The organism is Qipengyuania sp. 902 (assembly GCF_051195295.1).
Classification (GTDB): domain Bacteria; phylum Pseudomonadota; class Alphaproteobacteria; order Sphingomonadales; family Sphingomonadaceae; genus Qipengyuania.
This window is the reverse complement of the sequence record NZ_JBNJLJ010000002.1, coordinates 315,425-328,375: the sequence shown is the minus strand read 5'-3', so window position 1 is coordinate 328,375 and position 12,951 is coordinate 315,425. Positions and strand designations below refer to the sequence as shown.

Genomic DNA, 12,951 nt, shown 5'->3' with positions numbered 1-12,951 from the left:
GCCGCACAGCTATTCACATAGGTATGCGCGAAACCGGATACGCCAAGATCAACCTAGCGCTGCATGTCCGCAGGCGGCGGGGGAACGGGTATCACGAACTCGAAACGCTGTTCGCCTTCGTCGATGCGGGGGATCGGCTGAGCGCCAGTAGCGCGGAGCAGGACAGCGTGAAGGTTTTCGGCGAGTTCGCAGGCGGGCTGGACGATCCGTTCGACAATCTCGTCGCCATGGCGCTGGGCAAGCTGCCGAGGGCGGACGGACTTACGATCACGCTCGAGAAGAATCTGCCGGTCGCGGCGGGGCTGGGCGGGGGTTCGGCCGATGCCGGGGCCGTGTTCCGCATCGTTCGCGAGCGGTTCGGCCTGCCGGACGACTGGCGGGAACGCGCCGCCGCGCTCGGCGCAGACGTCCCGGCCTGCGTCGAGAGTCGCACCTGCATCGGGCGCGGGACGGGGACCGAGCTCGAACCGGCGGACGACAGTCTTGCCGGAACCCCTGTGATGCTCGTCAATCCGCGCCTGCCGCTTTCGACGGGGCCGGTGTTCAAGGCATGGGATGGCGTGGACCGCGGGCCGATGCCTCAGGGCGACGCGCGGGCCATCGCATTACAAGGCCGCAACGACCTCGAAGCGCCGGCCATCGAACTGTGCCCCGAAATCGCCGACGTGCTCGCCGCAATACGCGGAACTTCGCCGTTTCTCGCCCGTATGTCAGGTTCGGGCGCGACGTGTTTCGCGCTGTTCGAGAACGAAACAGCGCGGGACGAGGCCGCGGCACGCATTGCCGCCGACCATCCCCGCTGGTGGCAGATGCAAGGGAACCTCAGATGATCGACGGCCTTCCGTACCGCCAGGTTGGTATGGACACGATCCGCCCCGGCGGATTGATCTGCGTGGCGGATCACGCCTCCAATTTCGTGCCGGCGGACATCGATCTCGGGATTGATCGCAAGCTGCTGAACGATCACATCGCCGTCGATATCGGCGTGGGCGGCATCGCCGACCGCCTCGCGCGCCGCCACAATATCCCCGCCCATATCGCCACCGTCAGCCGCCTCGTCTGCGACTTCCACCGCAAGGAAGACGAGCCTGCCGTCGTGCCGACCGAAAGCGACGGGCACCTCATCCCCGGCAATATCGGCGCCGACGTCGAGAAGCGCCTCGACCTCTATCACCGGCCTTACCACACCGCGCTGGCGAGCTTCATTGCGGATGCCAGGCCGAAGATGATCATCGCGCTGCACAGCTTCACGCCCAGTCTTGCAAGCAGTGACGAGGAGCGACCGTGGGAGGTCGCTCTGCTCTACAACCAGGACGATACGGCGGCGCGCCATGCGATCCGCCTGTTCGGCGAGCAGGGGCTGACCGTGGGCGACAACGAGCCCTATTCTGGCAAGCAGCTCAACGCCACCATGGACCGCCATGCCGAGGCGAACGGCATCCCCTATTGCACGGTCGAGATCCGGCAGGATCAGATCGACACGCCTGCCGGTCAGGCGCGCTGGGCGGTGATGCTGGCCGATGTGCTGGGGCGCGTCGCGCTCGAGGTCTGAAGGGGCGGAGTTTGCGCGGGGCCAAGCAAAAGCTGTTTCGCACCTCGCCTGAATTGACCTAATTCTGTAGCTCCGCTCATCCTGAGCTTGTCGAAGGATAGCCACCACGGCTCCAGACCCTTCGACAGGCTCAGGGTGAGCGGCTACTGGTTCAGTTCAGCAATCGAGACCCGCCATGCCTGCCTACCGCTCCCGCACCACCACCCATGGCCGCAACATGGCCGGCGCGCGCGGTTTGTGGCGTGCGACGGGGATGAAGGACGGCGATTTCGGCAAGCCGATCATCGCGGTCGTGAACAGCTTTACACAATTTGTCCCCGGACATGTCCACTTGAAGGACCTCGGCCAGCTTGTCGCGCGCGAGATCGAGGCGGCGGGCGGTGTCGCCAAGGAATTCAACACCATCGCGGTCGATGACGGCATCGCCATGGGCCACGACGGGATGCTCTATTCGCTACCCAGCCGCGACCTGATCGCCGACAGCGTCGAGTACATGGTGAACGCTCACTGTGCCGATGCGATGGTATGCATCTCCAACTGCGACAAGATCACGCCGGGCATGCTGATGGCGGCGATGCGGCTGAACGTCCCGGCGGTGTTCGTCAGCGGCGGACCGATGGAGGCGGGCAAGGTCGTGGTGAAGGGCAAGGAAGTCGCGCTGGATCTGGTGGACGCAATGGTCGCCGCGGCGGACGAATCTTATACCGACGAGGAAGTCACCGCGATCGAGCAGAACGCCTGCCCGACCTGCGGCAGCTGTTCGGGCATGTTCACGGCCAATTCGATGAACTGCCTGACCGAAGCGCTGGGCCTGTCGCTGCCCGGCAATGGCTCGACTCTCGCCACACATTGCGACCGCCAGAGCCTGTTCGAGCGGGCGGGGCGGCTCGTGGTGACGCTCGCCAAACGCTATTACGAAGAGGACGACGACAGCGTGCTGCCGCGCACAATCGCCAGCTTCGAAGCTTTCGAAAATGCGATGAGCCTCGACATCGCGATGGGTGGCTCGACCAATACTGTCTTGCACCTGCTCGCCGCAGCGAACGAAGCAGGGGTCGACTTTACCATGGAAGACATCGACCGCCTCAGCCGCAAGGTGCCGTGCCTGTCCAAGGTCGCCCCCGCCAAGAGCGATGTGCACATGGAAGACGTCCACCGCGCGGGCGGCATCATGTCGATCCTCGGCGAATTGGAGAAGGCAGGCCTGCTCCATACCGCTTTGCCGACTGTGCACAGCCCCACCATGGGCGATGCGCTGGACGATTGGGATATCGGGCGCACGCAGAACAACAAGGTGCGCGAATTCTACTCGGCAGCGCCTGGAGGCGTGCCGACGCAGACCGCCTTCAGTCAGTCGCGCCGCTGGGAAGAGCTCGACCTCGACCGCGAAAACGGCGTTATCCGCAGCGCCGAGCACGCCTTCAGCCAGGATGGCGGCCTAGCCGTGCTCTACGGCAATATCGCGCGCGACGGCTGCATCGTAAAGACTGCCGGGGTTGATGAAAGCATCCTGAAGTTCTCCGGCCCTGCCAAGGTTTACGAAAGCCAGGACGATGCCGTGACCGCCATCCTCACCGGCCAGGTGGTGGAAGGCGATGTGGTCGTGATCCGCTACGAAGGGCCGCGGGGCGGACCGGGGATGCAGGAGATGCTCTACCCGACTAGCTATTTGAAATCGAAGGGCCTGGGCGCGGCTTGTGCGCTGCTCACCGACGGCCGCTTCTCCGGCGGCACCTCCGGCCTGTCGATCGGCCACGTTTCGCCCGAAGCTGCGGAGGGCGGGGCGATCGGCCTGGTCGAAAACGGCGACATCATTGCCATCGACATTCCCAATCGCACCATCACGCTGGAAGTTTCCGACGAGAACCTTGATCGCCGCCGCGCCGCGATGGACGCAAAGAGCGACAATGGCTGGGCTCCCGCCGCTCCGCGCGAGCGCCGCGTGACCGATGCGCTGAAAGCCTATGCCGCAATGACGACCTCCGCCGCGCGCGGCGCGATCCGGGACGTTTCGCAGATCAGGCGCCGCTGAGGCTTGCCCCGCGCAGCGCGGCGTGGCAGCCGCTGGGCATGAAATTTCGACCCTCTCCCTACGATGTCACCGCAGCGCTGTGCCTTGCTGCAATCCTCGGCGCTTGTTCGGAGGAGCAGGGCGTAGCCGAGGTGGGGGCCGAACCGGTGCTTTGCGCGCTCGAGGGCGAGGGCGAGTGGTCCGACGACTGCCGCCTCGAAACCGCGCGGGTTGGCGGGGCGAATGTCTTCGTGATCCGTCATCCCAATGGCGGCTTCCGTCGCCTCGTTGAACGCGGTGAGGGTTTCGCCAGCGTCGATGGGTTCGAGACTGCGCGCAGCGAAGTCCGCGAGGATAGGATCTACGTTACCATCGGCAACGACAGCTACAATTTCCCGGCGCAGGCGTCGCAATGAGCCCGACTGCAGTCCTCAGCGTCGAAGCCATGCGCGCAGCCGAGCAAGCCGCGATGGATGCCCGGACCAGCGAATGGGAGCTGGTGCAGCGGGCCGGCGAAGGCGCGGCTCAATGGGTGATGCGGATGGCTGCGGGCCGACCGATCACCGTGCTCTGCGGGCCTGGCAACAATGGCGGGGACGGTTACGTCATCGCCGGTCGCCTGCATGCGAAGGGCTACAAGGTGCGCGTCATCGCTCCCGTGGAACCGAAAAGCGAGACGGCGCGCAAGGCGCGGGCAGCCTTCGAGGGGAAGGTGATTGGCCGCGCGGCTTTGACCGACCCGGTCATCGTCGACTGCCTGTTCGGTTACGGGCTATCGAGAGACGTCGAGGACGAATTTGCGAGCCTGCTCGAAGAACTCGCCGCAAGCGATTGTTACAAAATAGCTATCGATGTTCCGAGCTCGGTCGAAAGCGACACGGGATCGGTCCTCGGGCCGCTGCCTCAATATGACCTTACGCTCGCACTCGGCGCTTGGAAGCAAGCCCATTTCCTGATGCCCGCGATGGCGTCGATGGGCGCATTGCGCTGCGTCCCGATCGGCCTCGCGTTGGAGGACGTAAGCGACCGACTGGCGTCGGCTCCGCAACTGACAGCGCCTGCGGCAGACAGTCACAAGTATCGGCGCGGGCTGCTGGCAGTTGTTGCAGGATCGATGCCTGGCGCTCCGCTCCTTTCTGCCGAGGCCGCGATGCATGCGGGGGCAGGCTATGTGAAGCTGGTGAGCGACCACTCGCATCCCGATGCACCGGCGGATCTGGTGATCGAGCAGGACCTTGACGCCGTGCTTGAAGATGAGCGGATTTCGGCTCTGCTCACCGGGCCCGGACTTGGCCGCAATGCCGAGGCGCGCAACCGGCTATCGCGGGTCTTGGGAAGCGGCCGCCCATGCGTTCTTGATGCAGACGCTCTGCTTCTCCTGCGCCCGGATATGCTGGACGGGATCGACGTCACGAAGATTTGCCTGACACCGCATGAGGGCGAGCTCGCGACGTTGTGCGAAAGCTTTGGCGTCACGCTTCAAAGCAAGCTCGACCGCGCACGGAGGTTGCACGACGTCACTGGAATGACAGTGCTCGCCAAGGGACCCGACACCGTGCTGTTGGGCCGTGAGGGAATGCGCTTTTTCCCGCGCGGATCGAGCTGGCTATCGGTGGCAGGCAGCGGCGATGTGCTCGCCGGTATTGTGGCGTCACGTTTGGCGGTGCATTCGGACACGATGCGCGCCTGCGAGGAAGCGGTCTGGGTTGATCACGAAGCGGCTCGACGGGCCGCCTCGGCTTTCTCGGCCAGTGATCTGGCGCGCGCGGTGAAACCGGCCATGGCGGCATTCCTGTGAGCGAAGCCGAGCCGATCCGTCGCATTGCCGCCCGCGGCGATGGCGTCACGGCCTCCGGTCGTCATGTAACGGGAGGTGTCCCAGGTGACGTCGTGCTGCCCGATGGCACGCTCGACGCAGGACCGCAACATGTCGAACCGCCGTGCCGTCACTTCGCCGTGGCGCAGGACGAGGGGTGTGGTGGCTGCCAGCTCCAGCATGCTGGCGAGGACGCATTGCGCCAGTTCGTCACCGACCGCGTGCTGCATGCGGCTCATGGGCAGAGCATCGAGCCGCAAGACGTGCTGCCCACGCACCTTTCGCCGCCGGCAACGCGCCGCCGCGCGACGCTCCATGGGTTGCGTAAGGGCAAGGGTGCAGTGCTGGGCTTTCGCGAAGCGCGCTCGCATCGGATCGTCGACCTGCGCGAGTGTCCAGTCCTTCTGCCGGAGCTTGCGGCACTCGTGCCCCCGCTAAGGCAGCTGATCGCCGCTTATGCCGACCGCCAGACGGTCGATGTCGAAGTGACGATGATCGACCAGGGTATCGATTGCACGATCAAGGGGATCGAGGCCGAGGGTCTGGCAGCTACCGAAGCGCTGCTCGATTTCGCGCGGGACTACGGTCTGGCGCGACTGTCGCTCGATCGCGGATACGGCGCGGAAACGCAGTGGGAACCGCAACCGGCCACCGTTACGCTCGGCCCGGTTCCAGTCGGTTTTCCGCATGGCAGCTTTCTCCAGCCGACGCAGGACGGAGAAAATGCCTTGGTCGAGGATGCCAAGGCATATCTGCAGGGCGCGAATACCATCGCCGATCTGTTCTCAGGGCTCGGCACATTCGCGTTTGCGCTGGCTGGACCTGCCAAGGTGCTGGCCGTGGAGGCCGCGCGCGATGCGCACCTCGCGTGCAAATCCGCAGCCAATGCGCGGGGCCTTCCCGTCCAGGCGATGCACCGCGACCTTTTCCGCAATCCGCTGCAGCCCGATGAGGCAAGCCGGTTCGGCGCGCTCCTGCTCGATCCGCCGCGTGCAGGTGCGCGAGAGCAGATCGCGCAGATCGCGGCGAGCGAAGCCAGCCGCGCCGCCTATATCAGCTGCAATCCGGCCAGCTGGGCCAAGGATGCGCGCACCTTGGTCGATGCAGGTTTCCGGCTCGAGAAACTGCGCCCGGTGGGCCAGTTCCGCTGGTCGACCCATGTCGAGCTGACCAGCTACTTTACCCGCGATTAGACTCGCAGCGCTTCGAGCACTTGCGCCCGCAGCCATCCATGCGCCGCGCCACCCGCATAGGCATGGCCAGCGTCCGGGCAGCGGCGAATTCGCGTATCCGCTTTGTCCCATTGCTCGCCGAAATGATGGGCGGTGCGGTCATTCTCGGCGAGCAGGATCGTCACCGGCCCGGTGAAAGCGGCAAGCCCTTCGCGGGCTTCCTCGGCAAGCGATGAAGCAGCGGGCCGAGGCTGGGCCGCCCGACCGAGTCCTCGCGCAAGCTTTCCCAAGTCGACCTTGCCGGTGAGCAATCGCTTCAGTTCGGCAGGATTGGCCAGCTTGCTTGCATAGCGCGACCGGATAGCGGCGGGCGAGGGCGTGGTATCGGTCTCGTCGTCGATGACCCAGGGATTGCTCAGCACGAGGGCATCGCACTCCGCGCCGCTCGCCAGCATGAGCGCGGTTGCCGCATCGCAATTGCCGAAAGCGACCACGCGTTCCACCTGCGGCGCGAGAGCGCGAAAGGCGAGCAGGGCTGCGGCGATGTCTTTGCGAGATTTGCGATAGCCGCGGTTCTCGCCCTCGCTGTCGCCGACCCCGCGACGATCGAAGCGGAAGACGGGAAAGCCTTTCGTCGCGATCTCGGCAGCGATCCGCGACGCTCCGGTGAAGGCGCCCGCCCGCACCTCGTTTCCTCCGCTCACCATCAGCAGGCCGGTGGTGCCGGGCGCGCTGTCCAGCGTGGCGCCGCAGCGCTTGCCCTGGCATTCGAACGTGAGCGGTAGCCTGCTCATGGCAGCTCCAACCGCTCGACGATGATCACGGCCAGCGCCTTGGCCTGTGCAGGATCGAAGGCGGGCTCTGCGCGCAACCAGAGGGGGCTTCCGCCGACTTCTTCCTGCGTTATGGGCAGGCGGTGTGGGGACGAGGCCAATTCGCTGGTGGCCAGCTCGTTCACGAGATCGGGTCCGAACGACCAGCCAGCCAGCGTGACGCCTTTCTCGTAACCTTCGGCCATCAGTTGCTTTGCGGTGACGGTCTCATTCGCTTCGCGAGCGGATATTTGTTCCGCCCGTGCCAAGCGCGAAAGGACGGACCTTGGTTTTACAGGCTCGTAAGTCCAGCCATGCAACTCTGCGGGCGCTGCCAGACAGCCAGACCGCACGCCAAGCACATGGGTCGCTTCAACGTGTGCGGCCGCGCGTGCAGCGGCATCCCGCCAGCCGGAGAGTGTTTGTTCTGAGTGCGGCGCAAGGCTTTCGTTGCAGCCCGGCAAATCGGGGCAGAAGCAATCGACGCCCGACTGATCGAGAATTCGCATGGTTTCAACGACTTGCCGGCGCATCTTGCTGGCCTCGTCGAACAGCGGCATCAGCACTAAGAGGCGGTGCTCGCGTTTGCGATCGAATGCCAGCAGCATCTCGTCCGCCGTCGCCCCGGAAGGCATCGGGCAGGGCCAGCTGCTATACACTATGCCGGTCAGCTCTCGACCGTCTTCGCCTCGGCGAAGGCAAGCAGGCCGCCATAAGTTTCGAGCATTTCGCCATCGACATCGTCGTCGTCGATCACGATGTCGAGCCGGTCTTCCATCTCGGTGAAGAGGCCCGCAACCGCCATGGAATCGAGTTCCGGCAAGTGACCGAACAGGCCGGTGTCGGCGTCGAAGGCTTCGACCTGGCTCTCCTCCAGCGCAAGCACATCGCGCAAGATGGCGCGCAGGGTCGTGTCGATGGCGCTGCGGCTCGGCCCTGTCGGCTCTGCTGTGGCGGTCTCGGCGGTCATGTAGCTTGCATATCCCCTGCGTCGCGAGGCGTTGCCCTTAGCGGCGCGACTTGCCGCGTGCAAGGCGGCGCACCATGGCCTTGGCGATGCGCTTCCAGCTGCGGGGGTTGCGCCAGTCATAGCATTCGAGCCGATAGCGGAGTCGGACCGTCTCCATCCAGTCGCGCTTGTAGGCATCCGAACCGGTGCCGAAGTCGATCAGCTCGACCCCATCGATGTCGATCGCATGCTCGAACAGCGCAGCGCTCAACGTGGTACCGGCGGAGAGCGGTTTGGCCGCCTCGGTGTGCGCCAGCTTGTGGATGTAGGCCGTGCCGTTCTCGACCGTCCAGAATTGCGCCGCCACCGGCACACCCTCGGCGCGTGCGATACCAATGCGGATACGGCCCGCCTCGCCTTCCATCCGGGCAAAGGCTTCGAGGACATCTGCCCGCTCTTCGGCAGGTTTCCAGCTATTCTTGTAAACAATCCGATAGCCGTCCCAAGCTCGCTCGTCGAAGCGGGTCAGGATTTCGACATCGACTTTCTTCGCCTTGCGCTCCAGTGTCGTCCGCATCTGGCCGGGGCGATAGGCCCAATATTCGGCAAAGCTTCGGCCCTCGACATGCAGCACGTGGTTCTCGTCGGACTGCTCGCGAAAGACGGCCCAGCCGGCTTTGCGGAAGGCCTGCTCTAGCCGGGAGGCACTGCCGTCCTCGTCCGGGAGCGGGGCGAGCGTGATAGCGCAAGCGCGGCTGCGCAAATCCTGCGCCATCGCGATAAAGATTTCGTCGACCAGCTCGTCATCGCGGCCGAGCGGTCTCCATGTAAAGCTGAACCAGTTGGCGAGGCCGGCGAGGCTATCGCCCGACTCCATGAGTGGAAGGGCGGCCACGCGATGCTTGCTTTGTCCAACCACGATGACCGGCTGCATTCCGCCTCGTTGGAGCAGGGCATACCAGTCCGGTCGGTCGAAAGGTCCACGCGCGAACTGGGCAAACTCTTGCAGTTTGCTAACCGTCTCGTGATAGCTGACTTCGATAGTCACCCGTTCGTCCTCGCTCCGGAGCCTCGATGCCTGATCCCACGCCGTACCCGCTCGATCAACTGACCGAGAGAGGCGATGCACAGGCCTCTGCGCTGGTGTTGCGGGACCGAACGTTGACCTATGCCGATTTGCGGGAGCGCGTGTCGCTGCTGGCCGGGTGGCTTGCCAGCAAGGCAGAGCCCGGCGCGCGCGTGGCAAGTTGGGCGGCGAAGGGCGAGCTTACCTGCCTGCTGCCGCTCGCGGCGGCGCGGGCGGGCGTGGTGCATGTGCCGATCAATCCGCTGCTGAAACGCGCGCAGGTCGCGCATATCCTGAGCGACAGCGGCGCGGTGCTGTTGATGGGGACGAAGGCGCGGCTCACGACGCTCGAAGAGGGCGACGTCCCTTCCAGTTGCGACTTGCTGGAGGAAAGCGCAGTTTTTGCTGAGGCAGAAGACACCGCTGCGACACTCGGACTATCGCAGCACGATCCCGACGACCTGGCCGCCATTCTCTACACCAGCGGATCGACAGGCGCACCCAAGGGCGTGATGTTGAGCCATGCCAATCTGTGGCTGGGGGCGGTTTCCGTCGCGCATTACCTTGGGATGGCGGCCGACGACGTGACGCTGGCCGTGCTGCCGCTCAGTTTCGATTACGGGCAGAACCAGCTGTTCTCGACCTGGTATGCGGGCGGCAGCGTGGTGCCGCTGGATTATCTCTTCCCGCGAGATGTGGCCAAGTCTTGCGGAAAGCATCGGGTGACGACACTGGCTGGCGTTCCGTCGCTCTGGGTGCAACTGACCGAAGTCGAATGGCCGGAGGATGCGGTATCTACCTTGCGCCGGATCACCAATTCGGGCGGCGCGTTGACTTCGCAATTGGTAGGAGATCTGCGATCTATTCTGCCGGGAACAAAGATCTTCCCGATGTACGGTCTCACCGAGGCTTTCCGCTCGACCTATCTTGATCCGGCACTCGTTGCGACGCATCCGACCTCCATGGGAAAGGCCATCCCTTTCGCGGAAATTCTCGTCATCGACGACATGGGCGAGGTGAGCGGGCCGGGCAAGGAAGGCGAACTGGTCCATTGCGGGCCGCTGGTCGCGCAGGGATATTGGCAGGACGAAGAGCGAACCCGCGAGCGCTTCCGGCCAGCGCCCACCGTGTCCGAATATGGCGGCACGGCGGTCTGGTCCGGCGATCGGGTCAAACGCGATGCCGATGGATTGTTCTATTTCGTCGGCCGCCGCGATGCGATGATCAAGAGCGCGGGCAACCGGATCAGCCCGCAGGAACTGGAGGACGCAGCGCGCGCTACCGGTCTTGTCGCCGAAGCGGTGGCGCTGGGTGTGCCTGACGAAAGGCTCGGACAAGCGATCCATCTGGTTGTCCGGGCGCAAGCGGGTGCGCAGGACGCGCAAACATCGCTAGAGAAGGCGCTCAACAGGGATTTGCCGAATTTCATGCAACCGCACACTATCGACTGGCGCGAAACGCTTCCGCTCAATCCCAACGGCAAGATCGACCGGGCCGCGCTGGCGCGAGAGGTGGGCGCATGAAGCCGCTCGGACCCATACCGCCGGGTTTCGATGCTGTTAAAGGCGAACTGGCGATCGGCGGAGAAGCGGTTTCCGCCTTGGTCGAGCAGACCGGCGAAACACCTCTGTTCGTCTATTCGCGAGACCTGATCACACAGCGGATAATCGATCTCCGCCATGCCATGCCGGACCGGATAAAGATCAATTATGCGATCAAAGCCAATAGCTTCCGGCCCGTTCTTGAGCATGTCTCGACCCTTGTCGACGGATTGGATATCGCATCTGGCGGCGAGCTCGAGATGGTCGCGGCGATCGGCTTCGACCTTTCCAAAGTCAGCTTCGCGGGCCCCGGAAAACGCGATAGCGAACTCGAAGCGGCCATTACGGCGGGCGTCACGCTCAATCTCGAAAGCGCCAATGAGGCGCGGCGGGCGCTGGCTATCGGCGAGCAGCTCGGCACGACGCCGCGACTTGCCATCCGCGTGAATCCCGATTTCGACCTTAAGGGATCGGGCATGAAAATGGGCGGCGGACCAAAGCCCTTCGGCGTGGATGCCAGCCAGGTCCCTGTGCTGGCGCGAGAGGTCGTGGAGGCTGGTTGCGAATGGCGCGGTCTGCATATCTTCACCGGCAGCCAGGCGCTTTCGGCAGAGGCAGTGATCGACATGCAGGCCAAGGTGCTGGAGCTTGCTGCGCGGATCACCGATGATGCCGGGGTCGGTTTGCCCAAGCTCAACATGGGCGGCGGCTTCGGCATTCCCTATTTCGCGGGGGACGAGCCGCTCGATATCGCGGCCGTCGGGGCTGCATTGGAAGAGCGCTTCTCCGCCTTGCCTGCCAGCCTGCGGGATACGGAGTTTTTCCTCGAACTCGGACGGTATCTCGTCGGCGAAGCGGGCGTGTATTTGACCCGCATCGTCGATCGCAAGGAAAGCTACGGCGAGACCTATCTGGTCACCGATGGCGGCCTGCACCACCAGCTCGCGGCATCGGGCAACTTCGGCACGGTCGTACGGCGGAATTATCCAGTCGCCATCGCCACGCGGTTCGATGCGGAGCCGCAGGAAGAGGCGAATGTCGTCGGCTGCCTGTGTACCCCGCTCGACCGCCTCGCCGACAAGGCGCACCTGCCGCGCGCCGAGGTCGGCGACATCGTCGCCGTCTTCTGCGCCGGAGCCTATGGCGCGAGCGCATCCCCCAGCGCCTTTCTCGGTCAGGGCCCGGCATCCGAAGTTCTAATCTGAGCGAAGAGTCCCGCTTTGGGACGGGGCTGTAAAATGAAGGTAAACCCGCGGGAATCAGGCGCTTTGGCGCTGTATGGATAACGCTATATTCACCTTTTGCAGCGCATAGGGCCTGCGAAATGGGGCAAATTCGACACGCAGTGTGTTGGAAAGGCTCCGACCGATCCACGGGGACCTATCGATGCGACTGAGCTACACCACCAGGCTGATCGGCGGCTGTATGACCGCTACGCTCGCCTTGGGCGGCTGCACTACCACCGGTGACGAATTGCCGCCTGCGACCTTCGTCGCGATGCAGGAAGGACCGGGCGAGGAATACGTCATCGGTCCGCTCGACGAGCTGACGATCCACGTCTGGCGCAATCCCGAGCTGGGCGCGGAAAAAATTCAGGTCCGCCCCGACGGGCGCATCACAATTCCGCTGGTCAAGGACATGCCGGCCGTCGGCAAGACCCCGTCCATGCTGGAGGAGGACATCCGCCTACAGCTGAGCCAGTATATCGAGGATCCGCTCGTTTCGGTGATCGTCAACGAATTCGCCGGCACCTTCAGCCAGCAAATCCGCATCGTCGGCGCTACAGAACAGCCGGCATCGCTGCCCTATCGTGCGAATATGACCGTGCTCGACGCCATGATCGCCGTCGGGGGCCTCAGCGAATTTGCTGCGGGCAATCGCGCCAAGCTGATCCGGTTCGACAAGCAGCAAGGCCGCCAGCGCGAGTATGCGCTGCGGCTGACCGACTTGCTCAAGCGCGGCGACAGCGATGCGAATGTGCTGCTGCAACCGGGCGATGTCATCATCATCCCGGAAAGCACTTTCTAGGGGT

13 protein-coding genes are annotated in these 12,951 nt (G+C 64.4%); 9 read left to right on the top strand and 4 right to left on the bottom strand.

Annotated elements, in window-relative coordinates; translation table 11 throughout:
* Positions 1 to 23: 23 nt before the first annotated feature.
* The 6 genes from ACSH0F_RS06670 (at position 24) to ACSH0F_RS06645 (ending at position 6,572) form a co-directional block, all read left to right on the top strand.
* The gene (locus ACSH0F_RS06670) at positions 24 to 830 is read left to right on the top strand and encodes a 4-(cytidine 5'-diphospho)-2-C-methyl-D-erythritol kinase (RefSeq protein WP_435201143.1); all 807 of its coding nucleotides are present in this window, start codon (positions 24 to 26) and stop codon (positions 828 to 830) included.
* Entirely contained in the window at positions 827 to 1,552 is a 726-nt protein-coding gene (locus ACSH0F_RS06665; RefSeq protein WP_435201141.1) for an N-formylglutamate amidohydrolase, read from the top strand. The genes ACSH0F_RS06670 and ACSH0F_RS06665 overlap by 4 nt, the downstream gene beginning before the upstream one ends.
* Before the next feature lie 175 nt (positions 1,553 to 1,727).
* Positions 1,728 to 3,584: a dihydroxy-acid dehydratase gene (gene ilvD, locus ACSH0F_RS06660; RefSeq protein WP_435201139.1), complete on the top strand. Its 1,857-nt coding sequence runs from the start codon at positions 1,728 to 1,730 to the stop codon at positions 3,582 to 3,584.
* A gap of 38 nt (positions 3,585 to 3,622) precedes the next feature.
* On the top strand, positions 3,623 to 3,979 hold the full coding sequence (locus tag ACSH0F_RS06655) for a hypothetical protein (protein ID WP_435201137.1): 357 nt from the start codon (positions 3,623 to 3,625) through the stop codon (positions 3,977 to 3,979).
* A complete protein-coding gene (locus ACSH0F_RS06650) occupies positions 3,976 to 5,361 on the top strand; it encodes an NAD(P)H-hydrate epimerase (protein ID WP_435201135.1) in 1,386 nt (461 codons plus the stop codon). Before ACSH0F_RS06655 ends, ACSH0F_RS06650 begins: the two co-directional genes overlap by 4 nt.
* Positions 5,358 to 6,572: a class I SAM-dependent RNA methyltransferase gene (locus ACSH0F_RS06645; protein ID WP_435201133.1), complete on the top strand. Its 1,215-nt coding sequence runs from the start codon at positions 5,358 to 5,360 to the stop codon at positions 6,570 to 6,572. Before ACSH0F_RS06650 ends, ACSH0F_RS06645 begins: the two co-directional genes overlap by 4 nt.
* Here the strand turns inward: ACSH0F_RS06645 and ACSH0F_RS06640 are convergent.
* Genes ACSH0F_RS06640 through ACSH0F_RS06625 form a run of 4 tightly spaced genes read right to left on the bottom strand, consistent with a single transcriptional unit; the run spans position 6,569 to position 9,360 of the window.
* Positions 6,569 to 7,345 carry a hydrolase 1, exosortase A system-associated gene (locus tag ACSH0F_RS06640; protein ID WP_435201131.1) on the bottom strand — a complete coding sequence of 259 codons (777 nt, stop codon included), beginning with the start codon at positions 7,343 to 7,345 and terminating at the stop codon, positions 6,569 to 6,571. The genes ACSH0F_RS06645 and ACSH0F_RS06640 overlap by 4 nt on opposite strands.
* Complete coding sequence (locus ACSH0F_RS06635) at positions 7,342 to 7,998, bottom strand: hypothetical protein (protein ID WP_435201129.1); 657 nt, start codon at positions 7,996 to 7,998, stop codon at positions 7,342 to 7,344. The genes ACSH0F_RS06640 and ACSH0F_RS06635 overlap by 4 nt, the downstream gene beginning before the upstream one ends.
* 32 nt (positions 7,999 to 8,030) lie before the next feature.
* Entirely contained in the window at positions 8,031 to 8,333 is a 303-nt protein-coding gene (locus ACSH0F_RS06630) for a phosphopantetheine-binding protein (RefSeq protein WP_435201127.1), read from the bottom strand.
* Positions 8,334 to 8,370: 37 nt separating this feature from the next.
* Positions 8,371 to 9,360 carry a GNAT family N-acetyltransferase gene (locus ACSH0F_RS06625; RefSeq protein WP_435201125.1) on the bottom strand — a complete coding sequence of 330 codons (990 nt, stop codon included), beginning with the start codon at positions 9,358 to 9,360 and terminating at the stop codon, positions 8,371 to 8,373.
* Between the two features lie 26 nt (positions 9,361 to 9,386).
* On the opposite strand from ACSH0F_RS06625, the gene ACSH0F_RS06620 reads away from it, so the two are divergent.
* From ACSH0F_RS06620 to ACSH0F_RS06610, 3 genes are all read left to right on the top strand, one after another.
* The gene (locus ACSH0F_RS06620) at positions 9,387 to 10,901 is read left to right on the top strand and encodes an acyl-CoA ligase (AMP-forming), exosortase A system-associated (RefSeq protein WP_435201123.1); all 1,515 of its coding nucleotides are present in this window, start codon (positions 9,387 to 9,389) and stop codon (positions 10,899 to 10,901) included.
* Positions 10,898 to 12,124 (top strand): pyridoxal-dependent decarboxylase, exosortase A system-associated, encoded by a 1,227-nt coding sequence (locus tag ACSH0F_RS06615; RefSeq protein ID WP_435201121.1) that lies wholly within the window; start codon positions 10,898 to 10,900, stop codon positions 12,122 to 12,124. The genes ACSH0F_RS06620 and ACSH0F_RS06615 overlap by 4 nt, the downstream gene beginning before the upstream one ends.
* Before the next feature lie 220 nt (positions 12,125 to 12,344).
* The gene (locus tag ACSH0F_RS06610) at positions 12,345 to 12,947 is read left to right on the top strand and encodes an XrtA/PEP-CTERM system exopolysaccharide export protein (protein ID WP_435202177.1); all 603 of its coding nucleotides are present in this window, start codon (positions 12,345 to 12,347) and stop codon (positions 12,945 to 12,947) included.
* The last annotated feature ends 4 nt before the right edge of the window (positions 12,948 to 12,951 follow it).

Excerpts from the sequence above, each read along its gene's own strand:
- ACSH0F_RS06670 (WP_435201143.1), top strand. The coding sequence starts at position 24 with ATGCGCGAAACCGGATACGCCAAGATCAACCTAGCGCTGCATGTCCGC.
- ACSH0F_RS06665 (WP_435201141.1), top strand. The coding sequence starts at position 827 with ATGATCGACGGCCTTCCGTACCGCCAGGTTGGTATGGACACGATCCGC.
- ilvD (WP_435201139.1), top strand. The coding sequence starts at position 1,728 with ATGCCTGCCTACCGCTCCCGCACCACCACCCATGGCCGCAACATGGCC.
- ACSH0F_RS06655 (WP_435201137.1), top strand. The coding sequence starts at position 3,623 with ATGAAATTTCGACCCTCTCCCTACGATGTCACCGCAGCGCTGTGCCTT.
- ACSH0F_RS06650 (WP_435201135.1), top strand. The coding sequence starts at position 3,976 with ATGAGCCCGACTGCAGTCCTCAGCGTCGAAGCCATGCGCGCAGCCGAG.
- ACSH0F_RS06640 (WP_435201131.1), bottom strand. The coding sequence starts at position 7,345 with ATGAGCAGGCTACCGCTCACGTTCGAATGCCAGGGCAAGCGCTGCGGC.
- ACSH0F_RS06635 (WP_435201129.1), bottom strand. The coding sequence starts at position 7,998 with ATGCCTTCCGGGGCGACGGCGGACGAGATGCTGCTGGCATTCGATCGC.
- ACSH0F_RS06630 (WP_435201127.1), bottom strand. The coding sequence starts at position 8,333 with ATGACCGCCGAGACCGCCACAGCAGAGCCGACAGGGCCGAGCCGCAGC.
- ACSH0F_RS06620 (WP_435201123.1), top strand. The coding sequence starts at position 9,387 with ATGCCTGATCCCACGCCGTACCCGCTCGATCAACTGACCGAGAGAGGC.
- ACSH0F_RS06615 (WP_435201121.1), top strand. The coding sequence starts at position 10,898 with ATGAAGCCGCTCGGACCCATACCGCCGGGTTTCGATGCTGTTAAAGGC.
- ACSH0F_RS06610 (WP_435202177.1), top strand. The coding sequence starts at position 12,345 with ATGACCGCTACGCTCGCCTTGGGCGGCTGCACTACCACCGGTGACGAA.